This window comes from Streptomyces sp. NEAU-sy36 (assembly GCF_013423905.1).
In the GTDB taxonomy this organism is placed as follows: Bacteria; Actinomycetota; Actinomycetes; order Streptomycetales; family Streptomycetaceae; genus Streptomyces; species Streptomyces misionensis.
In genome coordinates this window covers 5,722,620-5,747,622 of record NZ_CP058977.1, presented here as the reverse complement: position 1 = coordinate 5,747,622, position 25,003 = coordinate 5,722,620, and the positions used below count along the sequence as shown (strand labels likewise).

Sequence of the window (25,003 nt, the reverse complement as noted above, 5' to 3'; positions counted from 1 at the left end):
CGGCGGTGGTGCCGGTCAGGCGGCCGTCACGGGCGTGAACCGCACGGGCAGGCGCTGCGGCCCACGGGTGAAGACGCCTTCCTCGACCGGGTTGAAGCCGTCCGCGAGGCGCATGTCGGGCATGGCGTCGAGCAGTTGGCCGACGCCGATCTCGACCTCCGCCTTGGCGAGCAGCGCGCCGACGCAGAAGTGCCGGCCGAGCGCGAAGGCGAGGTGGTCGGCGGCGGCGGAGAAGGCGGTGGTGGCGGTCAGGTCGTCGCGGAAGATGTCGAAGCGGTCGGGCTCGCGGTAGCGGCTCTCGTCCCGGTTGGCGGCGCCTATCAGGCAGGTGACGGTCACGCCGGCGGGTATGGTGCCGCCGCTGAGCTTCACCTCGGTCGCGGACTGCCGCATGATCATGTGGACGGGCGGGGTGTACCGCAGGGTCTCGGCGAAGGCCCGCGGGATCAGGTCGCGGTCCGCGCGGACGGCCGCGAGCTGGTCGGGGTGGCGGAGCAGGTTCGCGAAGATGCTGGCGATCGCCTTGTCGGTGGTCTCGCCGCCGGCCGCGAGCAGCAGGCTGCAGAACGCCTTGATGTCCTCGTCGCTCATCCGCACACCGTCGACCTCGGCGGTGCACAGCGTCGACAGCAGGTCGTCGCCCAGGCTGTCGCGGCGTTCCCGGATGATCGGCAGCATGTACTCGGCGAACTCGACGCGGGTCCGCTCGCCCGCCGCGGCCACCTCGGGGTCGCCCGAGAGGTTGCCGAGGAAGGCGATGACGGACGTGTACCAGCGGTGGAAGCGTGCGTGGTCCGCCTTGTCGAGGCCCAGCATGTCGGCGATCACGTTGACCGGGAAGCGGGTGGCGTAGTCGTTGACCAGGTCGGCGGAGCCGGAGTCCCGGAAGGCGTCGATCAGTTCGCGCGAGTTGCGCTCGATGACGGGGAGGAACTTCTCCTGGAGGTCGGCGCCGCGGAAGGCGGGGGCGACGAGGGCGCGGCGTACGGCGTGTTCACGGCCGCTGAGCTGGAGGATCGTCCTGCCGTGCACGGGCTCGATCTGCCAGTCGTAGTTGTCGGTGGTGAACTCGCCGTTCCTGTCCTTGAAGACGTGCTCGACGTCCTCGTAGCGCGAGACGATGTAACTCCGCGTCGGTTCGTGCCATATGAGGGGCGCGGCATCGCGCATCAGGCGGTACGCCGAGTAGGGGTCCGCGGCGAATTCGGGCGAGAGGATGTCGGGCACCTGCGCGGTGGGCATGGGGCTCCCTCAAGATCAGTGACTGGCTTATGGCACACGGTGGTTGAACCATGATCAACCGAAGAAGCCCTGTGCGCCAGGGTCGTTGAGGGTATTGCGGAATCGGCAACCGTCCTCGGCCGGACGGTCGTGCCGGGACTCCGCTCGTCAACCGGAACCGTGTGGCGGGGAGTTGGCGGCGGGGCCCAGGTCCTTCGCGAGAGCCGCCGTGAGTGCCCGGAAGATCGCACCTCCGGGTTGTCGTCACCGGCACGCACCGCGAGGTGGCTGCTGTCCCGGCGGCAGCTCGGCGAGGTCCGCGACGCGCACCCCGGAGGGCCGGGCGTCGGCCAGTGGGGACCGTTCGTGCACGACGGCGGTCCGCTGCTCGGTGGTGAGGACGTCCGCCACGAACCGCTCGTCCCGGGTGGCGGGCGGGCCCGGTCAGCTGCGCCAGACCGGTGGAGCCGGCAGGTGGCCGGGCGGTTCGACGGTCAGTGCCCGGCCGTCGGCCCGCCCGGTGAGCCAGCCGAGCAGATCCGCCGCCGGACCCGTCACCCGTGGCCCCGGTCCGGCTCCGGTCTCCCGTGGGATCCGGTCCTCGTCGGCGACCAGTGTCATGGGCGGGGCGCCGGGGTCGTCGCGCAGACGCCGCACGGTCGTCTCCAGCTCGCGGGCGACCAGCAGGGCGGGCCAGCGGTCCGGGCCGTGACCGGTCGCCAGGTCGGTGTGGTGGACCTCGACCTCGCGCAGCATGCTCCCGACGACCCCGCGCACCGGCCGGAGGCCGCCGCCGAGCCAGCGCACCGGCACCTCCCAGGCATCCTCCGGGTGGTCACCGGCCGCGGCGAGGAAACGGTGCAGCGCGGTGTCCATGTCGTCGAGGAGGGCGGCGGCGGGCCGGCCGGCGCCCTCCTCGATCTCCCGCGCCCGCTGGGCTTCGTCGGCGTACTGCGGCAGGTCGGCGCCCCCGCGCGCGGAGGCGAGCAGCCGGCCGCGGGAGTCGGCGCTGCGGGCCAGATGGGTGAGGACGTGGCCACGCGTCCAGCCGGGCAGCAGCGACGGCGCCCGCACCTCCGCGTCCGACAGCACGGCCGCGGTCGCGAGCAACCGGTCGACGGATGTGTGCAGCAGGGGCAGCAGCGAGGCGGGGCTGTCGGCGGGCACGGCTCTCCCATCGGTGACGACGCGTCACCTCCCGTGTTCCCCGGCCGCGGCGCCCGGAACGTCAGGGCTCGCGCACCGCTGCGGAGACGGCGGGGCGCGCGTCCTCGGCGGAGGTCGTGCCCATGCGGGCGAGGGCGGCGGCGCCCACCGGTACGGCGTCCGTGCCGAGCCCCGCCCGGACCAGGCGGACGGGGTGACCGCTGACCGGGGGTTCCTCGGCGAGCCGGGCGAGGACGGCCGGTTCGAGGAGGTGCCAGGCGCGGCTGACGCCGCCGCCGATCACCACCGTGGTGATGTCGACGAGGCCCGCCGTCATGACGACCGCGCGGGCGAGCCCGGCGCCCGCCGCGCGGTACACCGCGAGGGCGTCCTCGTCGCCGTGCGCGGCCGCGTCGGCGACCTCCCGCGCGGTGAGGCGGTGGCCGGTGCGGTCGGCGTACCGCGCGGCGATGGAGCGGCCGGAGGCCAGGGTCTCCAGATGGCCGCGCCCTCCGCAGGTGCACGCCAGGTCGCCGAAGCCGGGGATGTGCCCGATCTCGCCGGCCGCGCCGTGCGGTCCGGCGAACAGCCGGCCGCCCGTCCAGACGGCGCCGCCGACGCCCGTGCCCAGCGCGATGCCGAGCACGTCCCGTTCGCCCCGGACCGCGCCCGCGGACACCTCCCCGCGCAGGAAGGCGTTGACGTCGTTGTCGAGGTACGCCGGTACGCCCAGGGCGTCCGCGACGGCCGCGCCGACCGGGAAGCCCGCCCAGCCGCGGAAGGAGTCGCTGGCCACCAGGATGCGGCCCGCTGCGGAGTCCACCACCCCGGCCGCGCCGACGCCGGCGCCGGCCAGCCGGCCGGGGACGCGGCGCAGCAGCGGCGCCAGCGCGCCGAGCGCGGCGTCGACCATGGCCTGTCCGCCGCGGGCCGCCGGGGTGGTCGTCTCGGCCCGGTCCAGCACGGTGAGGCCGTCGTCGCAGAGCACCACCTGGGTGGTGGTCCCGCCGATGTCCACGCCGGCGAACAGCGTCCGGTCGTGCGCGCTCACGCCTCGCCCTCCGTGCGTCCGGCCGCCAGGGTGGCCAGGCGTTCGGCTCTGCGGCCGCGTTGCACCACCGGGTCGGGCACCGGGACGGCGGCCAGCAGCCGGCGGGTGTAGTCGGTCTCCGGGTGCAGCAGCGTCTCGCCGGTGGGCCCCTGTTCCTCGATCCGCCCGGCCCGCATGACGGCGACCCGGCGGGCGAAGTGCTGGACGACGGCGAGGTCGTGGGAGACGAACAGGCAGGCGAAGCCGAGTTCGTCCTGGAGTTCGCTGATGACCTCCAGCACGGACTCCTGCACGCTCACGTCGAGCGCGCTGGTGGGCTCGTCCGCGACCAGCAGCCGGGGTTCGAGCACCAGGGCGCGGGCCAGGCTGACCCGCTGGCGCTGGCCACCGGACAGTTCGCCGGGGGCGCGGCGGACGACGTCGCGGGGCAGCCGCACCCGGTCGAGCACGGCCCGCACACGGTCGCGCCGGTCCTGCGCGGACAGCTCGCGGCGGTGCACCCGCAGCGGCTCGGCGACGCACTCGCCGACCGTCATCCTGGCGTCGAGCGAGGCGACCGGGTCCTGGAGGACCACGCCTATGCCGGCGCGCAGCGCCCGGCGGGCGCGGGCGCGGGTACGGGCGAGGTCGGCGCCGAACAGGGAGACGGTGCCGGACGTCGGCGGGATCAGGCCGAGCGCGACGCGCGCCGCGGTGGACTTGCCGGAGCCCGACTCGCCCACCAGGCCCAGGGTTTCGCCGGGGCGGACGGTGAGCGAGACGTCGTCGAGAGCGCGCACCGCGCGCTTGCCGCGGCCGAACACGACGGAGATGCCGCGGAGTTCGACGACGGGCGCACCGGCCGTGCTGTCGGAGCCGCCGTCCGGGGCGGGCTCGCGGGCCGGAGCGGGCCGGCCGGCCTCGGCGACCGACAGCCGGGGCACGGCGGCCAGCAGCCGCCGGGTGTAGTCGTGCGCCGGGCGCAGCAGGACGTCCTCGACCGGGCCGGTCTCCACGATCTCGCCGTGGTACATCACGGCGACCCGGTCCGCGAAGTCCGCGACCACACCCATGTTGTGGGTGACGAGCAGGACGCCGGTGCCGGTCTCGGCGGCGAGCCTGCGCAGCAGGTCGAGGATCTCGGCCTGCACGGTGACGTCGAGCGCGGTGGTCGGCTCGTCCGCGATCAGCAGCGCGGGGTCGTTGGCGATCGCCATGGCGATGACCACCCGCTGCCGCTGCCCGCCGGAGAGCTGGAAGGGATAGGCGGCCGCACGCTTCTCCGGCTCGGGGATGCCGACCCTGCGCAGCAGGTCGACGGCCTCGGCGGCGGCGTCCTTGGCGGAGACCTCGCGGTGGTTGCGGATCACCTCGGCGATCTGCTTGCCGATCCGGGTGAGCGGGTCGAGCGCGGTGGCCGGTTCCTGGAACACCATGGAGACGGTCCGGCCGCGCAGCGCGGCGAGCCCGGCCTCGTCGGCGGCGACGATGTCGGTGCCGTCGATCACGGCCCGGCCGGTGACCCGCGCGTTGCCGGCCAGCAGCCCCATCGCGGCCAGCGCGACGGTGGACTTGCCGGAGCCCGACTCGCCGACCAGAGCGAGGGTCTCGCCGGGACGGACGTGCAGGGACACGCCCCGTACGGCGGGCACCTGGGCGGACTCGGTGGTGAAGACGACACCCAGGTCGTCGAGTTCGAGAATCGGCTCGGCCGTCGCGGCGGCACGGGCCTGGGTGGCGGTCATCCGCGTCCCCTCACGTCGAATGCGTCACGGAGCCCGTCTCCGATCGCGTTGAACGCCCACACCACCAGGATGATGGCGAGGCCGGGCGGCACGATGAGCCACCAGTAGCCGGAGTAGGCGGCGGTGAGTCCCGCCGAGAGCATGCCGCCCCAGTCGGTGGCCGGCGGCTGCACGCCGAGGCCCAGGTAGGAGACGTAGGCGACGAGGAGGATGGCGTCGGCGATCTGGAAGGTCGCGGCGACGATGATGGTCGACACGGAGTTGGGCAGGATGTGCCGAAGGATCGCGCGGGCGTGGGTCCCCCCGATGGCCCGCAGGGTCAGCACGTAGTCGCGGTTCTTCAGGGTCAGCGTCTCGGCCCGGATCAGCCGGGACGGCACCAGCCACGACACCAGGCCCAGGATGAGGATCAGGCCGCCGAGGCCGGGCGTGGTGATGGCGGAGACCACCAGCAGGATGAACAGGGCGGGGATGGCGATGCCCGCGTCCACGACCCGCATCATCACCGCGTCGATCCAGCCGCCCGCGTACCCCGCGGCCGCACCCCACAGGGTGCCGATGACGGTGGCCAGGACACCCGCGGCGAGACCGACGATCAGCGACACCTTGCCGCCGTACATGAGCCGGCCCAGTTCGTCGTGGCCGACGGCGTCGGTGCCGAGCCAGTGTGCGCCGCTCGGGGAGAGGTTGACCTGCTGGAGCGCGGTGTGGGTCTGGTCCGTGGAGTACACCAGCGGGCCCACGAAGCAGAACAGGACGAAGAAGGCCACGACGCAGAGTCCGGCGACGGCGAGCCTGTTGCGCAGGAAGCGCCGGACGGCGAGCCGGGCGCCCGAGGTGTCACGGGGGGTGCCGGCCGTGCCGGACGTCTCGGCCGGCTGGACGACGGCGCTCATGACCGGCCTGCCTTCACTCGGGGATCGATGATCCGCTGGACGATGTCGGCGAGCAGTGTGCCGACCACGGTGGCGATGGCGATGACCAGCACGCAGCCCAGCAGCACCGGGTAGTCCGAGGCCTGCGCGGCGGTCCAGAACAGCAGCCCCATGCCGGGGTAGTTGAAGAGCTGCTCCACCACCAGCGCACCGCCGAAGAGCACCGGCACGTAGTAGCCGAGCATGGCGACCACCGGGGTCAGGGAGTTGCGGAAGACGTGCCGCCGCAGGATGGCGCGGGAGCGGGAGCCGCCGGCCCGCGCCGTCCTGACGTAGTCCTCGGAGAGGTTCTCCAGGGTGGCGGCGCGCATGTAGCGGCTGAACACGGCGACCATGGAGGCGGCGCCGGCGACCACCGGCAGCACGAGGGCCTGCGGGTCGGAGAACACCTGGGCGAGCGTGTCCCCCTGCGGCGCCTGGGACGGGAACCACGGCAGCACCTGGCTGAACAGCAGCACCAGGATCAGCCCGAGGAAGTACACGGGCGTGGAGTAGGCGACGAAGCTCAGCGTGGTGATGACGTAGTCCACCGGCTTGTTGCGCCGCACGGCCTGCCACATGCCCAGCGGGATCGCCAGGAGCAGGCCGATGACGGCCGACAGCACGGTGAGGACCAGGGTCTTGGGCAGCCGCTCCCCGATGAGCCGGGCGACCGGCGCGTTCAGCGTGTAGGAGGTGCCGAGGTCGCCGTGCAGGAGCTGGTTCAGGTAGTAGAGGTACTGCACGGGCAGGGGCTTGTCGAGGCCCTGTTCATGGTTGAACCGGGCGATCTGCTGGGCCGTGGCCTGCGGGCCGAGGATGCCGCGGGCGGGCCCCCCGGGCAGGGCGTGCAGCAGACCGAAGACCACGATCGTCACGATGAGGATCACCGCGACGGCCTGGAGGACGCGTCTGATCAGGTACGAGGGAGTACTCATGTGTTTTCCGGTCGCTTCGGCTCAGGTGTGCGCGGGCTCGCCGGACGGGCTCACTTGTTCGTCCACTTCCACATGGCGGGGTGGAAGTTGGCGAGCGAGTCCTGGGCGAACCCGCCCAGGCCGTCCCTGACCACGGAGACCTGGTAGTCGGGCTCCGGCAGCCACACCACCGGCAGGTCCTCGGCCAGCGCGGCGCTGTACTTCTGGACCGCGGCGGTGGAGTCGGAGGTGGTGGTCTCCGTGATCAGCTTGTCCACCGCCGGGTTGGAGTAGCTGCCGAAGTTGGAGCCGCCGCCGGTCTGGAAGAGCGCGTCACCGCTCGGGTACGCCGGGAAGTACCAGCTGCCCGCGGTGCCGAAGAAGGACAGCTGCCACGCGCAGCCCGACTGGCCGGAGGTGCACTGGCCGGCCTGCGAGAGGACGGAGTTGACCGGGGCGGTCTTGATGGTGAACTTGATGCCGGTCTTCGCGAAGGAGGACTGCAGCGCGCTCATCATGTTGTCGGTCACGGTCGAACCGGACTGGGACAGCACCTGCATCTCGAACCTGGTGCCCTTGGCGACGCCCGGGCCGCACTGGTCGCTGCCACCGCCGGCGTCGTCGCACACCATGGTGCCGTTCCGCTCGGTCCAGCCGTGCGAGGTCAGCAGCTGCCTGGCCTTGGCGGTGTCGAACGGGTACGGGTTGTCCTTCTGCTTCGGGGAGACGAAGTCCGAGGCCTGCCCCTGGGGGATCGGGCCGTAGGTGGGGACCGCGGTGCCGTTGAAGACCACCTTGGAGAGGCTGGTCTGGTCGACCGACATCTGGATCGCCTGGCGGGCGTACAACTGCTTGAAGACGGCTCCCATGGCCGGGTTGTGGAAGTTGTAGGGCATGTAGGTGATCGCCCAGCCCGCCCACGGCTTGACCGTGTAGCCCCGCGACTTGAAGGAGGCCTCCTGGCCGAGGTCGGTGGCGTTGATGTAGCCGTAGTCGACCGTGCCGGCCCGCAGCGCGTTCTCCTCGGCGTCGGTCGTGGTGAACGGCAGCAGGTTGACGTTCTTGATGTTGGCCTTGCCGCCGCCGTCGTACTTGGCGTTGGCGGTCAGCTCGACCCTGCCCGCGGTGGAGAAGGACTTGAGGGTGTAGGGACCGCTGACCGTCTTCCAGAGCGGGTCGGTGGCGTAACCGGAGATGTTCTTGGCGGCGTTGTTGAGGTACGTCCAGACCCGCTTGGCGCCGGCGGGGGTGCGGTCCAGGTCGGAGACGGCACCGGAGTCGCCGGCCTTGTCCCAGACGTGCTGCGGCATCACACGGATCATGCTCAACTCGTTGGCGAGCATCCACTGTTGGTTGTACGCCCGGTCGAACGTGATCGTGAGGTGCGTGTCGTCGACGATCTTCAGCGAGGTCCAGTTGTCCGGCGCCTTGCCCGGACTGTAGCTTGCCCAGTCGGCCTTGTTCGCCTTGACCAGGTTGTACCAGAACTCGACGTCGCGCGAGGTGATCGGCTTTCCGTCGCTCCAGTGCCGGTTGCCGAGGGTGATCGTGACGCTCTTGCTGTCCTTGCCGAAGTCCGCGGCGGTGGCGAGGGAGTTGTCCTTGTTCCAGCCGACCTGGCCGGTGGAGCCGTCGTAGGCGATCAGCGGCTCCCAGAGGACCTGGGATATGGAGGAGTTGTTGGTGTTGAGGTGCGCGGCCGTGCCGACCGGGAGGATCCAGTTCGGCGTGAAGTTCGCCGGGAGCGCGTAGTTGATGGTGTCGCTGGAGTTTCCGCCGGACGACGAGGTTCCGCCCCCGGAACAACCGGTGAGCAGGGCGCCGGACGTGAGGGCGGCGCCCGCGACGAGGGCCCAGCGGCGGCCGGTCGCCGTACGAGCAAGAAACATGATTCTCCTCGGATTGAAAAAACCCGTGATGTGTCCCGGCGCAGGCCGGGGCGGGCGCCGGGGGGAGCGGCGCCGCGTGGTGGACAGTCAACGACCCACGCGCCGAACAAACAAACACGAATTAGTAACAACTAAGTTTCTGCGGGCCCGACATAACTCCCCGAAGGCTTCTCAGGGCCCCGAAAGCACAGCCTTTGACCGTATTTGCCGAGCTGTTCGTCGCGGCAATGACACCCGGGAAAAGGTTCCCGTCCGCCCTGTGCGGGCGTACTGTCTGCGTCACACCAACTGTTGCGGAAGTTACTTCGTACATGACTGAAATAAGTGCCCGGAACCGCCAGTCCGCGAAAGGGGCTTCCCCCCTCGCCGTCCGGGTCCTGGAACTCGTGGCCTCGGGCCAGGCGTCGTCGCGCGCGGAACTCGCCGCTCTGCTCGGCGCCGCCCCCTCGACCATCTCCGTCGCCGTGGGGCAACTGGTCGAGCGCGGCCTGATCGCCGAGGAAGGCACCCAGTCGTCCACCGGCGGGCGCCCCCGCAAGGTGCTGCGGCTCGGCGGCACCGACGAGTTCGCCGTCGCTGCCGACCTCGGCGGCCGGCACGCCCGGATCGGCGTGGTGCTGCCCGGCGGTCGGCTGGGCGAGGTCTCCACCGTTCCGTTCGTCATCGCCGACGGCCCCGAGGAGGCGCTGCCCCGGCTCGCCGAAGCCCTGGAGGCGCTGGCCGAGGAGCGCGGACGCCACCGGCTGCGTGCCGTCGGCCTGTCCCTGCCGGGTCCCGTCGACATCGAGTCGGGAGCCGTCGTACTGCCGTCGCGGATGCCCGGGTGGAACCGCTTCCCGGTCGCCGCCTGGCTGGAGGACCGTTTCGGCGTGCCGAGCGCGGTCGACAACGACGCCAACTGCATGGCGATGGGCGAGCACACGGTGCGGCCCGCCGAACACCGGCAGTCGATCATGGTGAAGATGGGCTCGGCGATCGGCGCCGGCGTCATCGTCGACGGCCGCCTCTACCGGGGCGCGACCGGCGCCGCCGGCGACATCACCCACATCCGGATCGACGGCGCCGCCGACATCCCCTGCTCCTGCGGCAAGACCGGCTGCCTGGAGACCGTGGCCTCCGGTGCCGCCCTGGTGCGCATCCTGCGGGAACGCGGCGCCGACGTCGGCAGCATCGAGGACGTCGTACGCCTCGCGGTCGACGCCGACCCCGAGGCCACCGGCGCGGTCCGCCGGGCCGGGGAGCACCTCGGGCAGGTCCTCGCCGCCAACGTCAACTTCTTCAACCCGGACGCCGTCTACCTCGGCGGCATCCTCTCCACCCTCGAACCGTTCGTCGCCGCGGTCCGCAGCCAGCTGTACGAGAGCTGCCACCCGCTGGTCACCGAGCACCTCACCATCGAGCGGGCCCGCCTGGGCGCGGACGCCGGAGTCGTCGGCGCCGGACAGTTCGCCCTGCAACAGGGCATGGCCCACGCCGTACGCGACTTCGGCGGCACCGGGTCCGGTGCCGCACGCCCAGGCCGCCCGCCCCGCACCCGCTGACGCACCCCACCCCTACGAGGAGCCATGTCGGAATCCCGAACCGCCGCCGCCCGCCCGGTCATCGCCATCGCCGGGCTCGGCATCGAGTCGTCCACGTTCTCCCCGGCCCGCACCGAGGCCCCCGCCTTCCATCCCTCGCGGGGCGCCGAGGTGCTCGGCCGTTACCCCTTCCTCGCCCCCGGCGAGGAGCTGCGCGAGGCCGCCGACTGGCACGGTGCCCTGGTGGGCAAGTCGCTGCCGGGCGGCATGGTCACCGCCGCCGCCTGGTCCGCGCTCACCGACGAACTCGTCGGCCGGCTCGCCGCCCTGCCCCGGCTCGACGGCCTCTGGTACGACATCCACGGCGCGATGAGCGTGGAGGGCGTCGAGGATCCCGAGGCCGTCCTGCTGGAACGCATCCGCGCGACCGTCGGCCCCGACGTGATCGTCTCCACCTCGATGGACCTGCACGGCAACGTCTCCCGTGAACTCGCCCACCGCAGCGACCTCATCACCTGCTACCGGATGGCCCCGCACGAGGACCACCTGGAGACCAAGGAGCGCGCGGTGCGCAACCTGGTCGACCTGCTCGCCGCAGGCGGCCCCCGCCCGGTGAAGGCGTGGGTGCCGGTCCCGGTGCTGCTGGCCGGAGAACAGACCTCCACCCGCATCGAGCCCGCCAGGAGCGTGTACGCGGCGGTCGACGAGGTCGAGGCCATGGACGGGGTCACCGACGCGGCGATATGGGTCGGCTACGCCTGGGCCGACGCTCCCCGCAACCGCGCGGCCGTCGTGGTGACCGGCCCCGACCGGGAGGCGGTGTCGGCCGGTGCCGAACGCCTCGCCCGGGGCTTCTGGGAGGCCCGCCACGACTTCGACTTCGTCGCCCCGACCGGGACCTTCGACGGCCTCCTCGACGAGGCCCTGCGCTCGGACCACCGGCCGTACTTCATCAGCGACACCGGCGACAACCCCACCGCGGGCGGCGCCGGTGACGTCACCTGGGGCCTGACCCGGCTGCTGGAGCGCCCGGAGTTCCAGAAGGACGACGGACCGACCGTCCTGTACGCCTCGGTGCCCGGCCCCGCCGCCGTCGACACCGCCGTCGCCACCGGCGTGGGCGCCACCGTCACCGTCACCGCCGGGGCCGAGGTGGACGACCGGCACGCCGGTCCCGTCACCCTCACCGGAGTGGTGCACGCCATCCGGCACGGCGACCGCGACGCCGAGACCGAGGTCGTGATCCGCGTCGGCAGCGTGTACGCGATCCTCACCCGGCTGCGCAAGCCGTACCACCACGAACACGACTTCACCGACCTCGACCTCGACCCGCGCTCCGCCGACGTCGTCATCGTGAAGATCGGCTACCTGGAGCCGGAGCTGTTCGACATGGCCGCGGCGTGGAAGATGGCCCTCACCCCGGGAGGCGTCGACCAGGACCTGGTACGGCTCGGCCACCACCGCATCCGCCGGCCCATGTTCCCCTTCGACCGCGACATGGCCGACCCGGACCTGACGGCCCGGATCATTCCGGCCTCCGACCGGCCGCTCACCGGGGACGACGAGTGACGGGCCGCGCAGCCGCCCCCCACCATGCCCGGTCCGGTCCGCCGCCCGGCACCGGTACGCCGCGCGTCGCCCTGGAGATCGCCGTCACCTCCCCGGCCGGCGCCCGCACCGCCCGCGACCACGGAGCGGACCGGGTCGAACTGTGCACCGGACTGGAACTGGGCGGCCTGACCCCGTCGGCGGCCGCGGTGGAGTCGGTCGCGGCCGCCGGGGTGCCGACGCACGCCCTGGTGCGGTGCCGGCCCGGCGACTTCGCGTACGACGCCGAGGAGATCGCCCTGATGGTCGCCGAGGTGCGCTCGGTCGTCGCGTCCGGCGCCGCCGGCGTGGTCGTCGGCGCGCTGACCGCCGAGGGCGCCCTGGACACCGAGGCCGTCACCCGGCTGGCCGATGCCGCCCGTGACGCCGCACGGAGCCGGGGACGCTCGGTGGAGATCACCCTGCACCGTGCGATCGACCAGTCCGCGGACCCGGTCGCCGTCGCGGCCGCGCTCCCCGCGCTCGGGATCACCCGGGTGCTCAGCTCCGGCGGCGCGGCCACCGCGCCGGCGGGGCTGGCCACCCTCGCCGACATGGTCGCCGCCGCTCCCGGTGTGCAGGTGATGGCGGGCGGCGGTGTGCGCACCGCCGACATCCCCGCCCTGGTGGCCGCGGGGGTGGCCGCCGTGCACCTGTCCGCCAAGACCAGGGCCCGGCCCCGGCGCGGCGGCGCCTGGACACCCCTCGGGGTCTCGGGCGCCTCCGCCGCCGACGACACCCACTTCGTCACCGACGCGGAGGTGGTGGCCGAGGCCCGGCGGGCGCTGGACACCGCGGACGGGCACCCGGCGGCGTCCGGCGGGAGCGGCCAACCGGCGCTTCGCTGACGGAAGTTCACTGCTCGGTGGGGGGGCGTGCGTGTCGAGCGGACGCTCCCGGTCACGGGTTCCCCGCTGTCATCGGCTGGGTGTCCGTTCGGCGTGGCCGACGGCGGCTCAGCCGTCCGTTCCGGTCGGTTGCTGCCCGGTGGGGGCGCGGTTCGGGCACCGTGGCGAGGAGCCGCCGTGTCTCGTCGTGACGGGGCCCGATCAGGGCCTCCGCCGTGGTCCCTCCCCTGAGTCGCTCCGCCCTCACCGTTCGGTGATCTCGGCGAGCCATGCCGTGTCCTCCGGGCCCGCCTCCTCGCGGCCGGGCAGCCACCGGATCTCGCCGCTGCCCAGGGCGACCGTGGCCCGTGGCCGCATCGGTCCCTGCCCGCCGCGCGCGAGCAGGACCAGTTCCCAGACCGTCGCCGTCATGGCGGGGAGCCGGGCGGCGCAGTCGGTGGCGACCCGCCGCGGGTTCCGGGTCCGGCCCAGGGACAGGTGCGGGGTGAACTCCGCGGCCGGACCCCGGCAGCGCGGGAACCGCTGCCGCAGTGCGCGGTGCAGGTCCGCCCACGGTGCCGCGCCCGCCGCTGCCGGGTCGAGCCACACTGTGGAGTACGCCCGGTGCCGGAAGGCGCGCACCCCCGCCAGCCGCGCGGTGAAGACCGGCACCTCGGCCGCCGCCGCGGCGAGCAGCGGGGCGGCCCGCTCGAAGCCGGTCTCCGGGACGAAGCCGAAGAGCACGTTGACGTGCGGCGGCCAGCGGTGGATCTGCGGATCGTGTTCCCGGCGGACGTCCTGGAGCGGCGGCCACAGCTGGGCGGGCGGGATCCACGCCACCGCCGTGCGGGCCGTCGGGGACACGTCGAGGACGCCGACGGGCGCGGCCCGCGCCCGGCCCCCGCCCGCCTCGCCGTCCGTACGCATCACGCCTCCTCGCCCGCGAGCACCCCCTGCTCCAGGGTGCCGCCCGCCATGCTCCCGGCGCAGGTCGTCGCGGGGCGCCGCTCGGGGGACCCGGGGCGGCGAAGGGCCTCGGTGAGGCGGGCGGCCGCCTCGACGACGGTCCGCGAGAGGTGGGCGCCGGGGTGGCGGGTGAGGCGCCGGACCGGGCCGGAGACCGAGACGGCGGCCACCACCTGGCCGGACGGGCCGCGCACGGGTGCGGAGACGGAGGCCACGTCGGGCTCGCGGTCGCCGACGGACTGGGCCCAGCCGCGACGCCGTACGCCGCTGAGGGTGGTGGCGGTGAAGCGGGCCCCCCGGAGGCCGCGGTAGAGGCGCTCGGGCTCCTCCCAGGCGAGCAGGACCTGGGCGGCGGAGCCGGTCCGCATGGGCAGGGCGACCCCGACGGGAACGGTGTCGCGCAAGCCGGCGAGACGCTCGACGGCGGCCACGCAGATGCGCTCGTCACCCTGCCTGCGGTAGAGCTGGGCGCTCTCGCCGGTGGCGTCGCGCAGCCGGGCGAGGACCGGGCCCGCGGCGGTCAGCAGGTGGTCCTCGCCTGCGGCGGCCGACAGTTCCGAGAGCCGGGGGCCGAGGGTGAACCGGCCCGCCGCGTCCCGGGTGACCAGGCGGAGGCGTTCGAGCGCGACCGCGAGCCGGTGGACGGTGGGGCGCGTCAGTCCGGTGGTCGTGACCAGTCCGGCCAGCGTGGCGGGTCCGGCCTCCAAGGCACCGAGGATCAGGGCGACTCTGTCGAGCACGCCTACGCCGCTCGTCTTCTCCATGAATGGGTACTCCAGTCTCGGATCCGCGAGCGCGGCGGGGTCGCGCTCACGGGGGCTCCCGGGTGAGGAGCGGTGAGGTCAGCGGGGGCAGGCCGGAAGGATCGGCCGATCGCCTGCGCCGGACACGAGACGGGTACACAGAGGGGCCGGGGCGGGAAGCGCCCGGGCGTCGGACAGCACAGAGAGCACCGTGTCTCCTCATCTTTCCCGCGCCGCGTTGGCGACAGGCCGGAGTTGGCACTGATCCCGCTCGGTGGCGCGCGTGTCGCACGCCGACTCGACCGGGAAGTTGCCGGGGCTTCGTAGGGCCGGTCCCTCCACCCCTCTGGATGATTCGCGAGCAACTTTACAAGACGCCCCGGCTCGCCGGTCCGGGGGAGTCCTCGGCGCCCGCGCCCCGGGCCTGGTATTCGGCCAGGTCCGATCGGGTTCGTGCCAATCGACCGGCAACCCGTCTGCCGGACCACCGGGGCCCGGGTACACAAGGAGGCCGGGGCGGCCCGCTGCCGCCCCGTGGCGTGCGGGCCGGTGGTGGGGGAGGGCTGGACTGGTGCTGACCGGCGAGGTGTTGGTGCCGCTCGCGGTGGGGCGGTCCGAGGGCGGCGTCGCGCGGACGGGCCGGTGAGCCCCCGCACCCGCAAGGGGCGGGCGCCGGCCGGGCGGGTGGTGCGGCGGCGCGCCCGCCGGTCCGGAAGGCGGCGGCAGCGTGCGGACGACCGGCCGATCGGCCTCCTCGCCGCCGCGGTGCTCACCGTCGCCCTGGTGGTGGCCGTCGTCCACTGGCTGTCGGCCCACTGGTGGGTCCTGGTCCTCGTCGGCCTGCTCGCGGTGCTGGGCCTCGGCGCCCGGCTCCAGCTGAAGCGGCGGAGCGCGCGGTGGGAAGCGGTCCGGGCCCGGGGCCTGCGTTACGGGCTGGCCCGGCTGGACGCGCTGCACCACTCCCGGTTCGAGGAAGCGGTGCGCGACCTGATGCGGCGCGACGGCTGTCCGGACGCGGCCCGCGTCGGCGGTGGCGGGGACCTCGGTGCCGATGTGAAGGCCACCGACCCCTACGGGCGGCGCTGGGTGATCCAGTGCAAGCACCGCCGTGCCGGCCTGGCCGGGTCCGCCGTGGGCACACCGGACCTTCAGGTCCTCAATGGCACCGCCCGCCCGGTCCACGGCGCCGACGTCGCCGTGATCGTGACGAACGGCCGGGTCACCGCACCGGCCGTCGCGTTCGCCCGGCAGCAGCGCCTCCACGTGGTCGACCGCCACACCCTCGGGGCGTGGGCCGCCGGCTCGCGCCCCTTGTGGGAACTCCTCCGGGCGCTCCCGCCGCCCCGCAGGCCGACCGCCCGCTCCTGAGCGGAGCGCCCACGGCCGTGATCGCGAAGCGAAGGTAAGGTGACGCAAAAGGGGAGGGCATGTGGTCGAGACCGGGGTGGCTCGCACGGGGCGGAGAGACACCGACAGACGGTGCGGGTCTGTTGGTTGACGCGGTGAAGGGCAGGACACGCGCCCCCTTCGGTGGTCGAGGGGCCGCGCGGTCGCGGGCCGCGCGCCATGTGGTCCTCGCGACGCTTCTGGTCCTGGCGGGCACCGCTTGCGGTGGGCACGCGACCGCGGGCACGGCGGGCTCCGCCGGCGTGGGCGACGCGCTCTTCCCGGCACTGGGCAACGGCGGTTACGACGTCACCCACTACGACCTGGACCTCGACTACGTCCCCGAGACCAACCGCCTGAAGGGCTCGGCCGTGATCACCGCGCGCGCCACCAAGGGCCTGTCCCGCTTCGATCTCGACTTCGACGGGATGAAGGTGCGCGGCGCCACGGTCGACGGCGCGTCGGCCCATGTCGCGCGCGACGGGGCCGAGTTGACGCTGACGCCGGACGAGCCGATCGAGAAGGGGCGGACCTTCCGCACCGCGATCGAGTACGAAGGCGTGCCCCGCACCGTCGAGGACGACGAGGGGGCGGTGGAGGGCTGGGTGGAGACCGACGACGGCGCAACGGCCCTCGGCGAGCCGACCGGGTCCACGACCTGGTTCCCGGGCAACCACCACCCGTCCGACAAGGCCACCTACGATATCACGGTCGCCGTGCCACGGGACGCCGACGGCGACCCGTACGACGTGGTGGCCAACGGGGAGTTGGTGGCCGAGGAGGACCGGGGGGACCGGGTCGTACGCCACTGGCGTACCGAGGAGCCCATGGCGAGCTACCTCGCGACCGTCGCCGTCGGCACCTTCGACATCACCAGGACCCGGACGCCCGACGGGCTGCCCGTCTACCTCGCCGTGGACCCCGACGAAGCCCGAGCCGCAGAGCGGATCGAGGAGTTGGTGCCGGAGGTCGTCGACTGGGCGAGCGAACGCTTCGGGCCGTACCCGTTCTCCTCCACGGGCGCCGTCGTCGACCACCTCCCCGGCCTCGGCTACGCCCTGGAGACCCAGACGAAGCCGTACTTCGACTCCGCTCCCGACGAGACGCTGGTGGTGCACGAGCTGGCCCACCAGTGGTTCGGCGACTCCGTCACCCCGCGCGAGTGGAAGGACATGTGGCTCAACGAGGGGTTCGCCACCTACGCGGAATGGCTCTGGCAGGAGGACCGGGGCGGCAGGACGGCCGGGCAGACCTTCGCCTCCTTCTACGACGGCACGCACCCCGAAAGCGAGGGCATCTGGGACTTCCCGCCGGCGAGTCCCCCCGGCGCGAGCGAGGTGTCCGCACCGCCCGTGTACGGCCGGGGCGCCATGACGCTGCACAAGGTGCGCGAGGCGGTGGGCGACGCGGCGTTCTTCTCCATCCTGCGGACCTGGACCGAGCGGCACCGCCACGGGAACGCGGACACCGCCCAGTTCATCGCCCTGTGCGAGAAGATCTCCGGGAAGGACCTGACCGCCCTCTTCACCACCTGGCTCCGGGAAGAGGGCAGGCCGGACGAGAGCTGACCGGTCCTCAGTCCTCGCTGGACGAGGCCGGGAGTTTGGACTGGATGAGGTCCATGACGCTGGAGTCGGTGAGGGTGGTGACGTCGCCGAGCTGGCGGTTTTCGGCGACGTCGCGCAGGAGGCGGCGCATGATCTTGCCGGAGCGGGTCTTGGGGAGTTCAGCGACGGGCAGGATGCGCTTGGGTTTGGCGATGGGGCCGAGGGTGGCGCCGACGTGGTCGCGGAGGGTGCCGGTCAGTTCGGTGGTTTCGGAGGCGGTGCCGCGCAGGATGACGAAGGCGACGATGGCCTGGCCGGTGGTTTCGTCGGCGGCGCCGACGACGGCGGCTTCGGCGACGGCGGGGTGGGAGACCAGCGCGGATTCGACTTCGGTGGTGGAGATGTTGTGTCCGGAGACGAGCATCACGTCGTCGACGCGGCCGAGGAGCCAGATGTCGCCGTCCTCGTCCTTCTTCGCGCCGTCGCCGGCGAAGTACTTGCCTTCGAAGCGGGACCAGTAGGTGTCCTTGAACCGCTGGTCGTCGCCCCAGATGGTGCGGAGCATGGAGGGCCAGGGTTCGGTGAGGACGAGGTAGCCGCCGCCGCCGTCGGGGACTTCGTTGGCTTCGTCGTCGACGACGGTGGCGCTGATGCCGGGCAGCGGGCGCTGGGCGGAGCCGGGCTTGGCCTCGGTGACTCCGGGCAGGGGGGAGATCATCATGGCGCCGGTCTCGGTCTGCCACCAGGTGTCCACGACGGGGGTGCGGTCGTGGCCGATGTGCTTGCGGTACCAGACCCAGGCCTCGGGGTTGATCGGCTCGCCGACCGAGCCCAGGACGCGCAGGCTGCTGAGGTCGAACCGGGCGGGGATGTCGTCGCCCCACTTCATGAAGGTGCGGATCGCGGTGGGCGCGGTGTAGAGGATGGACACCTTGTACTTCTGGACGATCTCCCAGAAGCGGCCCTGGTGCGGGGTGTCCGGGGTGCCCTCGTACATGACCTGGGTGGCGCCGTTGGCGAGGGGCCCGTAGACGATGTAGGAGTGGCCGGTGACCCAGCCGACGTCGGCGGTGCACCAGTAGACGTCCGTCTCCGCCTTGAGGTCGAACACCGCCCAGTGGGTGTAGGCGACCTGGGTGAGATAGCCACCGGAGGTGTGCAGGATGCCCTTGGGCCTGCCCGTCGTACCCGAGGTGTACAGGATGAACAGCGGATGCTCGGCCTCGAACGCCTGCGGCGTGTGCTGCGCGGACTGGCGGCCAACCAGGTCGTGCCACCACACGTCCCGCGCCTCGTCCCAGGCGACGTCCTGACCGGTACGGCGCACCACCAGGACATGCTCGACGTTGCCGGCCTTCGCGACCGCCTCGTCCACCGCGGGCTTGAGCGCGGAGGGCTTGCCGCGCCGGTAGCCGCCGTCGGCGGTGATGACGACCTTGGCGTCCGCGTCCTGGATGCGGGTGGCGAGCGCGTCGGCGGAGAAGCCGCCGAAGACGACCGAGTGGGCGGCGCCGATACGCGCCGAGGCCAGCATCGCGATCGCGGTCTCGGGGATCATCGGCATGTAGATGGCGACCCGGTCGCCCTCGCGGACACCGAGTTCGAGCAGGGCGTTGGCCGCGCGGGACACCTCGTCCTTCAGCTCGGCATAGGTGATGGCGCGGCTGTCACCGGGCTCGCCCTCGAAGTGGATGGCGACACGGTCACCGTGCCCGGCCTCCACATGCCGGTCCACACAGTTGTAGGCGACGTTCAGCGCGCCGTCCTTGAACCACTTCGCGAACGGGGGGTTCGACCAGTCCAGCGTCTCGGTCGGCTCCTTGGCCCAGGTCAGCCGGCCGGCCTGCGCGGCCCAGAACCCGAGCCTGTCAGCCCTGGCCTGCTCATACGCCTCCGCCGTGACATTGGCATGGGCTGCCAGGTCGGCGGGAGGCGCGAACCTGCGCTCCTCCTTCAGCAGGTTGGCCAGGCTCATCTCACTCATGGGGACTCCGTCGTCGTCGGTCGGTCGTGCGGTGGTGGCGGACTCAGCCCGCGAGCGGCCAGGTGGGCAGGGACTTGTCCTTCCAGGTGGCGTTGGCCACGCCGGCGAACGAGCCGTACCAGGCCAGTACCGCGGTGAGCAGCCCCGCCCAGCCGCCCGCGTGCGAGACGCCCGTGCTCTGCCCCAGCTCCCCGGCGGCGAGCAGGACGAAGGTCAGCGACAGCACCGTGAACACGGCGAGCAGGACACCGTTGATCCGGGTCGCGACGACGGTCATGTAGAGGGTGAAGACGGCCCAGGCCAGCAGGAACAGGCCGGTGGCCTGGTGGGCGTGGGCCGCCGGCAGCTTCGGAACGACGAACCGCACGTAGGCCGCGAAGGAGAGCCAGAAACTGCCGTAGGAGGTGAAGGCCACGGCACCGAAGGTGTTGTTCCTGCGGAACTCCCACATCCCGGCGAGCACTTGCGCGATCCCGCCGTAGCAGAGGGCGAGCGGCAGCACCACGGCCTCCAGGGCGCCGTCCTCGATCAGGCCGGCGTTGAAGACGGAGAGCACGAAGGTGGTGAGGGCGAAGGCCGCCAGGCCCAGGGGGCCGGGGTCGGCGATCTGCGGCCGCGGAACCGCGGGGCTCGCCGGGGTCCGCTCGTCGGTGCCGGGCGTCTGGGTGTCGGTCATGGTGCGGTCCTTGGGTCGAAGGAGGCTCAAACGCGGGTCCGGAGCGAGGCGGTGCGGGCGTGGACTCGACGGCACGCGGGCGTGCGGGCCGGGCCGCGGGGGTCGGTCCGCGGCGCGAGGGCGCGGACGGACGGGGCGGGCCCGGCTGCCGTGCCCGGTCGGGGAGCGCGGCCGGCCGTCCCTTGCCGGTGCCTTTCCCTGGTCGGTTACTGTGCGGCACACCCGCCCCGCCGGGGAGCCTTCGTACGTGACTTGTCGATCAGTGGTGGCCGTCGAGCGACGAACGGACGGCGCCGGGAGACGAACGGTCGCCGGCCGAGGCCGAGCGGTCGGCCGGGCCCGCCGCCAGCACCTCCGGCAGGTGCAGCCGGGCCAGCATCACGGAGGCCGCCGCGGGCACCCTGCCGGGCGTGAGCAGGGAGACGCCGACCATGGTCAGGAACGCCGCCGGAACGCTCCAGGCGGCGGGCTCGGCGAGCAGGGCCCCCGCCCAGCCGGGTCCGCCGGCCCCCAGCAGCGTGAGGGTGAGGGCCGCCGCGGACAGCCCGCCGCCGACCAGCATCCCGGCGACGGCTCCGGCCGCGGTCAGCCGCCGCCACCAGATGCCCAGCACCAGCAGCGGACAGAACGTCGAGGCGGCCACCGAGAAGATCAGGCCCACTTCGTGGGCGACGGACATGCCGTTGCCCGACAGCAGCAGCGCGATGGCACAGGGCACCAGGACGGCCGGCGCGGCGGCCCGGCGGAATCCCCGTACGTCCCCGCCGAACAGGTCCTGCGACAGCACCGCGGTCACGGACAGGGCCAGCCCGGAACAGGTCGACAGGAACGCGGCGAAGGCGCCCGCGACGACCAGCGCCGCCAGCAGCCGGCCGGTGGTGCCCGGCACCAGGAGGGCGGGCAGCCGCAGCACCTCGGTGTCCGCCCGGCCCGCCGCGGCCAGGTCCGGCGCGTAGAGCCGGCCGAGCCCGCCGTACACCTCGGGCAGCAGGTAGAAGACGCTCAGCAGGCACAGGACGCCCACCGTCGTACGGCGGGCCGCGCGGCCGTCGGGGTTGGTGTAGAAGCGGGCGGTGACGTGCGGCAGCCCCATCGTCCCGAGAAAGGTGGCCACCATCAGCGAGTAGACGCCGTAGAGCCCCTGGCCGCCGCCGTGCCCGGTCGCCGGGTGCGCCGCGGGCAGGGGCGCCGGGCTGCCGGCCGGATGCCAGGCTCCGCGCCAGACGAGCAGCAGGACCAGGGCCGGAACGGCGAGCGCGGTCAGTTTCAGCCAGTACTGGACGGACTGGACGAGGGTGACGCTGCGCATGCCCCCGGTGATCACGCTCACCAGCACCACCGCGGTCACCAGCACGGTGCCCGACCAGGCGGGCGCGCCGAGGGCCGTGTGCAGCGCGAGCCCCGCGCCCACCAGCTGGGGCACCTGGTAGAGCAGCCCGATGAGGACGACGAACACGGTGGCCGTCCGGCGCACCGCCATCGAGCCGAGGCGCGCCTCGGCGAAGTCGGAGACGGTGTAGGCCCCCGAGCGGCGCAGGGGCGCGGCCACCAACACCAGCAGCACCAGATAGCCGGCCGTGTATCCGATGCCGTACCAGAGCATCGTGCTTCCGTACGTCGCCAGCAGCCCGGCGATGCCCAGGTACGAGGCGGCCGACAGGTACTCGCCGCTCACGGCGGCGGCGTTGCGCAGCGGCGAGACGGTGCGCGAGGCGACGTAGAAGTCCGGGGTGGACCGGGAGCGCAGGCCGTAGCCGCCCATGCCCACCGTCACGGCGACGACGAGCAGGACGGCGATCAGGTTCGCCGGCGCGTTCACCGGTGCGCGCTCACGAGCGGCGGACGTGTTCGTCGAAGTCGTGTTCGTTGCGCTCGGCCCGGCGGACGTAGCAGATCCCGGCCGCCACCAGCAGCGCGTAGACGGGCGGTCCCAGGACCAGCCAGGGCAGCCCGGCGCCCCACGGCCGCGCCCAGTGCGGCACCGGGACGTGCCCGAGCAGCAGCGGCAGGGCGGCCAGCGGCAGGCAGACCGCGGCGCAGACCAGCAGGCCCAGCCGGAGCTGGGTGCGCATCAGCGCCTTCATGTACACCTCGCCGAGCGGGGTCTGTTCGTGCACGTCGCGCACCGCGGCGTCCCGTCGGCCGGGCCGGGCGGCACGGGTGCGGGGGTGGGTGACGCTCACGCGCCGGGACGGGTCACCCATGGGCGGCCCGTCCGCCGCGCGGGAGGCCGGCCGCGGGCAGCATCAGTTCGCGCAGGCGACGGCTGCTGCGGCGGCTGACCGGGAGCACGGTCCCGGCCACCCGTACCGACAACCGTCCCGAGTCGGCGAGCAGTTCCTCGATGTGGCCGGTGGCGACGAGGTGGCGGCGGTGCACCCGCACGAACCCCGCGTCCTGCCACTGCTCCTCCAGGCTGGACAGCGGCGCCCGCAGCAGGCAGCTGCCGGAGGCGAGGTGCAGGCGCACGTAGTCGCCGCACGCTTCCACGTGCCGTACCTCCGAGCGCTGCACGAAGCGTGTCACCCCGGAGATCTCCACGGGGATCGTCTCGTCGTCGGCGGGCGGCTCCGCGGGCGGCCCGGGCGCGGCTGGGGGCGCGGGGGCCGGTTCCGCGGCGGCGGGAGCCTGTGCCCGCCGCTCGGCGATCCGCCGGACGGTCTCCGCGAGCCGTTCGGCGCGGACGGGTTTGAGCAGGTAGTCGAGGGCGCGCACCTCGAAGGCGGGCACCGCGAAGTCGTCGTACGCGGTGACGAACACGACCGGCGGCGGCTCGGCGAAGCGGGACAGCACCCGGGCCACCTCCAGCCCGTCCAGACCGGGCATGCGGATGTCGAGGAAGACCGCGTCCACGGGGTGCCGGTGGGCCAGTGCGCGGTCCAGGGCGAGCAGGGCCGAAGGCCCGTCCGCGGTGCACTCGACGGGGCCGACGCCCTGGTGGAGTCCGAGCAGGTAGACCAGCTCGTCGCGGGCGTGTGGCTCGTCGTCGACCACCAGGATGCGCAGCATGCGCACATATGAGCAGCGCTCAAATAGCTGGTCAATCTCTTCAGGGGTGTGGGATTGGCCACACGCGGGAGGAGAATTCCGGTCAGCGTCCTGCCGACCGGCGGGCCGCTCGGCAGGACGGCCGGGCGGGGTGGTCCCGCTCAGCCGTGCGCTTCGCGCGGCCAGGACGGCTGCCCTCCCTCCGCGGCCGGCGGAGCCGTCACCCCCGCACGGTACTTGGGCACCCGCAACCGCACTTTGGTGCCCGCGCCGGGCGCGGTCTCGACCACCAGCCCGTAGGCGTCGCCGTACACCCGCCGCAGCCTGGCGTCGACATTGCACAGGCCCACCCCGCCCGAGCCGCCCCCGCCCGGACCGGCGCCGCCCGGCGCGGCCGTGCCGCCCGAGACCAGGATGCGGCGCAGCTTCTCGGGGTCCATGCCGGCCCCGTCGTCCTCGACCGTGATGTGCGCCTCGGCGCCGACGTCCCACGCGAGGACCGTGATCCGCCCCGGCCCGGTGCTGCCCTCGAAACCGTGCCGCACCGCGTTCTCGACCAGCGGCTGTACGCACAGGAACGGCACGGCCACCGGCAGCACCTCCACGGCCGCTTGGACGTCGATGCGCAACCGGTCGCCGAACCGCGCCTGCTCCAGCACCAGGTACTGGCCGATCGAGCGGAACTCCTCGGCCAGCGTGGTGAATTCACCGTGCCGCCGGAACGAGTAGCGGGTGAAGTCGGCGAAGTCCAGCAGCAGTTCACGGGCCCGCTGCGGATCGGTGCGCACCAGCGAGGCGATCGCGGTCAGCGCGTTGCACGAGAAGTGCGGCGAGATCTGCGCGCGCAGCGCCCGCAGTTCCGCCTCCACCAGCCGGGTGCGGGAACGGTGCATCTCCGCGAGTTCCAGCTGACCGGAGGTCCAGCGCGCCACCTCGCCGGCGGCGCGGACCAGGCCGGCCGACACGCCCGGGGCGTAGGCCAGCAGCGCGCCCTCGACCCGGTCCTCCACCACCAGCGGCGCGACGACGGCCTCGCGCAGCTCACAGCGCAGCTCGCCGCACCACACCCGGTCCGCCTTCAGCACCGCGCTGCCGCCGCCGGCCAGCACCTCCCGCGCCAGCTCCGCCGCGCCCGCGCCATGGTGCTTGCCGCCGCCGTCCCAGGCCAGCAGCCGCTCGGTGTCGGTGAGGGCGAGCCCCGGGACGCCCAGCAACTCGCGCAGATGCCGGGCGGCCGCACCCGCCGACGTCTCGGTCAGCCCACCGCGCAGGGCCGGCGCCGCGAGGGACGCGCGGTGCAGCGCCTCGAAGGCCGCCTGCCCGGCGCGCCCGTCGAAGCCGGCGTGCCGACGCAGCCGGCCGGGGCGCCGGAATATGTCTGCCATGCCGGCCAAGGTAGCCCTCTCGTGCCGGGCGAGGCAGCCGCCCCGTGCCGGGGACGCTCGCGGGGGTGCGGCGGCGGCCGGGGCCCGGGGCCGCCACGCCCGGCGGCCGAAGGCGTGGCGCTCCCGCTCGTGTCAGCGGGCGAACCTGGCGATGGCGGCCGGCGTGACGGGGGTGAAGAAGTTGACGAGGTTGCCGTCGGGGTCCCGCAGCAGCAGGGAGCGGTTGCCCCAGGGCATGGTGGTGGGCTCCTGGACGAAGTCCGGCACGAGATCGGCCAGGTCCCGGTGCACGCGGTCCACGTCGTCGACCATGAACTCGATGATCACGCTGTGGTTGTCCGCGGGACGGGCGGCGCCGGGCGCGAACAGGGGCACGGTCCGGGCGCCGGCGACCGCGAGGGTGGCCGACGCGGTCCTGATCTCGGCGAAGTCGTCCGTGGACCAGTCCGCCCGTGCTCCGGTGGCGCGCTCGTAGAACCCGACCAGGCGGGCGACGTCGCCGGTGATGACACGGATCGAGGTGAAGTTCATG

The 25,003-nt window shown here is 73.3% G+C and carries 21 protein-coding genes, 1 pseudogene and 1 riboswitch; of the genes and pseudogenes, 5 read left to right on the top strand and 17 right to left on the bottom strand.

Annotation, left to right across the window (positions count from 1 at the left end; translation table 11 throughout):
• Nucleotides 1-15 precede the first annotated feature (15 nt).
• The 8 genes from HZZ00_RS25100 to HZZ00_RS25065 form a co-directional block, all read right to left on the bottom strand.
• Nucleotides 16-1,242, bottom strand: a complete 1,227-nt coding sequence (locus HZZ00_RS25100; RefSeq protein WP_180328584.1) for a cytochrome P450 — start codon at nt 1,240-1,242, stop codon at nt 16-18.
• Between the two features lie 243 nt (nt 1,243-1,485).
• Entirely contained in the window at nt 1,486-1,632 is a 147-nt protein-coding gene (locus HZZ00_RS25095; protein WP_180328583.1) for a hypothetical protein, read from the bottom strand.
• 33 nt (nt 1,633-1,665) lie between these two features.
• Complete coding sequence (locus HZZ00_RS25090; RefSeq protein ID WP_180328582.1) at nt 1,666-2,388, bottom strand: maleylpyruvate isomerase family mycothiol-dependent enzyme; 723 nt, start codon at nt 2,386-2,388, stop codon at nt 1,666-1,668.
• A gap of 61 nt (nt 2,389-2,449) precedes the next feature.
• Entirely contained in the window at nt 2,450-3,418 is a 969-nt protein-coding gene (locus HZZ00_RS25085; RefSeq protein ID WP_180328581.1) for an ROK family protein, read from the bottom strand.
• Nucleotides 3,415-5,142, bottom strand: a complete 1,728-nt coding sequence (locus HZZ00_RS25080) for an ABC transporter ATP-binding protein (protein ID WP_180328580.1) — start codon at nt 5,140-5,142, stop codon at nt 3,415-3,417. The genes HZZ00_RS25085 and HZZ00_RS25080 overlap by 4 nt, the downstream gene beginning before the upstream one ends.
• Nucleotides 5,139-6,038, bottom strand: coding sequence for an ABC transporter permease (locus tag HZZ00_RS25075; protein WP_180328579.1), 900 nt, complete (start codon nt 6,036-6,038; stop codon nt 5,139-5,141). Before HZZ00_RS25075 ends, HZZ00_RS25080 begins: the two co-directional genes overlap by 4 nt.
• Nucleotides 6,035-6,994 (bottom strand): ABC transporter permease, encoded by a 960-nt coding sequence (locus HZZ00_RS25070; protein ID WP_180328578.1) that lies wholly within the window; start codon nt 6,992-6,994, stop codon nt 6,035-6,037. The genes HZZ00_RS25075 and HZZ00_RS25070 overlap by 4 nt, the downstream gene beginning before the upstream one ends.
• Before the next feature lie 50 nt (nt 6,995-7,044).
• On the bottom strand, nt 7,045-8,862 hold the full coding sequence (locus HZZ00_RS25065; protein ID WP_180328577.1) for a peptide ABC transporter substrate-binding protein: 1,818 nt from the start codon (nt 8,860-8,862) through the stop codon (nt 7,045-7,047).
• 311 nt (nt 8,863-9,173) lie between these two features.
• On the opposite strand from HZZ00_RS25065, the gene HZZ00_RS25060 reads away from it, so the two are divergent.
• From HZZ00_RS25060 to HZZ00_RS25050, 3 genes are read left to right on the top strand one after another with little or no spacing between them, the layout of a single operon-like run.
• Nucleotides 9,174-10,403: an ROK family protein gene (locus HZZ00_RS25060; RefSeq protein WP_070022361.1), complete on the top strand. Its 1,230-nt coding sequence runs from the start codon at nt 9,174-9,176 to the stop codon at nt 10,401-10,403.
• Nucleotides 10,404-10,427: 24 nt separating this feature from the next.
• Complete coding sequence (locus tag HZZ00_RS25055; protein WP_180328576.1) at nt 10,428-11,951, top strand: M81 family metallopeptidase; 1,524 nt, start codon at nt 10,428-10,430, stop codon at nt 11,949-11,951.
• The gene (locus HZZ00_RS25050; protein WP_180328575.1) at nt 11,948-12,817 is read left to right on the top strand and encodes a copper homeostasis protein CutC; all 870 of its coding nucleotides are present in this window, start codon (nt 11,948-11,950) and stop codon (nt 12,815-12,817) included. Before HZZ00_RS25055 ends, HZZ00_RS25050 begins: the two co-directional genes overlap by 4 nt.
• Before the next feature lie 243 nt (nt 12,818-13,060).
• Here the strand turns inward: HZZ00_RS25050 and HZZ00_RS25045 are convergent, their stop codons facing one another.
• Both HZZ00_RS25045 and HZZ00_RS25040 read right to left on the bottom strand, forming a co-directional pair.
• Nucleotides 13,061-13,723, bottom strand: coding sequence for a 2'-5' RNA ligase family protein (locus tag HZZ00_RS25045; RefSeq protein WP_180328574.1), 663 nt, complete (start codon nt 13,721-13,723; stop codon nt 13,061-13,063).
• 89 nt (nt 13,724-13,812) lie between these two features.
• A pseudogene (locus HZZ00_RS25040) lies at nt 13,813-14,526 on the bottom strand (IclR family transcriptional regulator); the annotation flags it as partial.
• A 195-nt stretch (nt 14,527-14,721) separates the two neighbouring features.
• Nucleotides 14,722-14,862, bottom strand: a riboswitch (SAM riboswitch).
• Nucleotides 14,863-15,147: 285 nt separating this feature from the next.
• Here HZZ00_RS25040 and HZZ00_RS25035 point away from each other — a divergent pair.
• Together HZZ00_RS25035 and HZZ00_RS25030 are read left to right on the top strand one after the other, a co-directional pair.
• The gene (locus tag HZZ00_RS25035) at nt 15,148-15,873 is read left to right on the top strand and encodes a restriction endonuclease (RefSeq protein WP_257585275.1); all 726 of its coding nucleotides are present in this window, start codon (nt 15,148-15,150) and stop codon (nt 15,871-15,873) included.
• A gap of 122 nt (nt 15,874-15,995) precedes the next feature.
• Complete coding sequence (locus HZZ00_RS25030) at nt 15,996-17,459, top strand: M1 family metallopeptidase (protein WP_306856116.1); 1,464 nt, start codon at nt 15,996-15,998, stop codon at nt 17,457-17,459.
• Nucleotides 17,460-17,466: 7 nt separating this feature from the next.
• Here HZZ00_RS25030 and acs read toward each other — a convergent pair whose 3' ends face one another.
• The 7 genes from acs to HZZ00_RS24995 all read right to left on the bottom strand — a co-directional run bounded on the left by acs (nt 17,467) and on the right by HZZ00_RS24995 (nt 25,002).
• Nucleotides 17,467-19,422, bottom strand: a complete 1,956-nt coding sequence (gene acs / locus HZZ00_RS25025; protein ID WP_180328571.1) for an acetate--CoA ligase — start codon at nt 19,420-19,422, stop codon at nt 17,467-17,469.
• Between the two features lie 43 nt (nt 19,423-19,465).
• Nucleotides 19,466-20,098, bottom strand: a complete 633-nt coding sequence (locus HZZ00_RS25020; RefSeq protein WP_180328570.1) for an acetate uptake transporter — start codon at nt 20,096-20,098, stop codon at nt 19,466-19,468.
• 259 nt (nt 20,099-20,357) lie between these two features.
• On the bottom strand, nt 20,358-21,860 hold the full coding sequence (locus tag HZZ00_RS25015; RefSeq protein ID WP_180333689.1) for a cation acetate symporter: 1,503 nt from the start codon (nt 21,858-21,860) through the stop codon (nt 20,358-20,360).
• Nucleotides 21,861-21,927: 67 nt separating this feature from the next.
• Nucleotides 21,928-22,302, bottom strand: a complete 375-nt coding sequence (locus HZZ00_RS25010) for a hypothetical protein (protein ID WP_070021966.1) — start codon at nt 22,300-22,302, stop codon at nt 21,928-21,930.
• A complete protein-coding gene (locus tag HZZ00_RS25005) occupies nt 22,295-23,107 on the bottom strand; it encodes a LytTR family DNA-binding domain-containing protein (protein ID WP_180328569.1) in 813 nt (270 codons plus the stop codon). The genes HZZ00_RS25010 and HZZ00_RS25005 overlap by 8 nt, the downstream gene beginning before the upstream one ends.
• A gap of 140 nt (nt 23,108-23,247) precedes the next feature.
• Entirely contained in the window at nt 23,248-24,471 is a 1,224-nt protein-coding gene (locus HZZ00_RS25000; RefSeq protein WP_180328568.1) for a sensor histidine kinase, read from the bottom strand.
• Between the two features lie 132 nt (nt 24,472-24,603).
• Nucleotides 24,604-25,002 carry a VOC family protein gene (locus HZZ00_RS24995; protein WP_180328567.1) on the bottom strand — a complete coding sequence of 133 codons (399 nt, stop codon included), beginning with the start codon at nt 25,000-25,002 and terminating at the stop codon, nt 24,604-24,606.
• Nucleotide 25,003 lies beyond the last annotated feature (1 nt).

Excerpts from the sequence above, each read along its gene's own strand:
- HZZ00_RS25100 (WP_180328584.1), bottom strand. The coding sequence starts at position 1,242 with ATGCCCACCGCGCAGGTGCCCGACATCCTCTCGCCCGAATTCGCCGCG.
- HZZ00_RS25080 (WP_180328580.1), bottom strand. The coding sequence starts at position 5,142 with ATGACCGCCACCCAGGCCCGTGCCGCCGCGACGGCCGAGCCGATTCTC.
- HZZ00_RS25075 (WP_180328579.1), bottom strand. The coding sequence starts at position 6,038 with ATGAGCGCCGTCGTCCAGCCGGCCGAGACGTCCGGCACGGCCGGCACC.
- HZZ00_RS25070 (WP_180328578.1), bottom strand. The coding sequence starts at position 6,994 with ATGAGTACTCCCTCGTACCTGATCAGACGCGTCCTCCAGGCCGTCGCG.
- HZZ00_RS25065 (WP_180328577.1), bottom strand. The coding sequence starts at position 8,862 with ATGTTTCTTGCTCGTACGGCGACCGGCCGCCGCTGGGCCCTCGTCGCG.
- HZZ00_RS25060 (WP_070022361.1), top strand. The coding sequence starts at position 9,174 with ATGACTGAAATAAGTGCCCGGAACCGCCAGTCCGCGAAAGGGGCTTCC.
- HZZ00_RS25055 (WP_180328576.1), top strand. The coding sequence starts at position 10,428 with ATGTCGGAATCCCGAACCGCCGCCGCCCGCCCGGTCATCGCCATCGCC.
- HZZ00_RS25045 (WP_180328574.1), bottom strand. The coding sequence starts at position 13,723 with ATGCGTACGGACGGCGAGGCGGGCGGGGGCCGGGCGCGGGCCGCGCCC.
- acs (WP_180328571.1), bottom strand. The coding sequence starts at position 19,422 with ATGAGTGAGATGAGCCTGGCCAACCTGCTGAAGGAGGAGCGCAGGTTC.
- HZZ00_RS25020 (WP_180328570.1), bottom strand. The coding sequence starts at position 20,098 with ATGACCGACACCCAGACGCCCGGCACCGACGAGCGGACCCCGGCGAGC.
- HZZ00_RS25015 (WP_180333689.1), bottom strand. The coding sequence starts at position 21,860 with ATGGGCGGCTACGGCCTGCGCTCCCGGTCCACCCCGGACTTCTACGTC.
- HZZ00_RS25010 (WP_070021966.1), bottom strand. The coding sequence starts at position 22,302 with ATGGGTGACCCGTCCCGGCGCGTGAGCGTCACCCACCCCCGCACCCGT.
- HZZ00_RS25005 (WP_180328569.1), bottom strand. The coding sequence starts at position 23,107 with ATGCTGCGCATCCTGGTGGTCGACGACGAGCCACACGCCCGCGACGAG.
- HZZ00_RS25000 (WP_180328568.1), bottom strand. The coding sequence starts at position 24,471 with ATGGCAGACATATTCCGGCGCCCCGGCCGGCTGCGTCGGCACGCCGGC.
- HZZ00_RS24995 (WP_180328567.1), bottom strand. The coding sequence starts at position 25,002 with ATGAACTTCACCTCGATCCGTGTCATCACCGGCGACGTCGCCCGCCTG.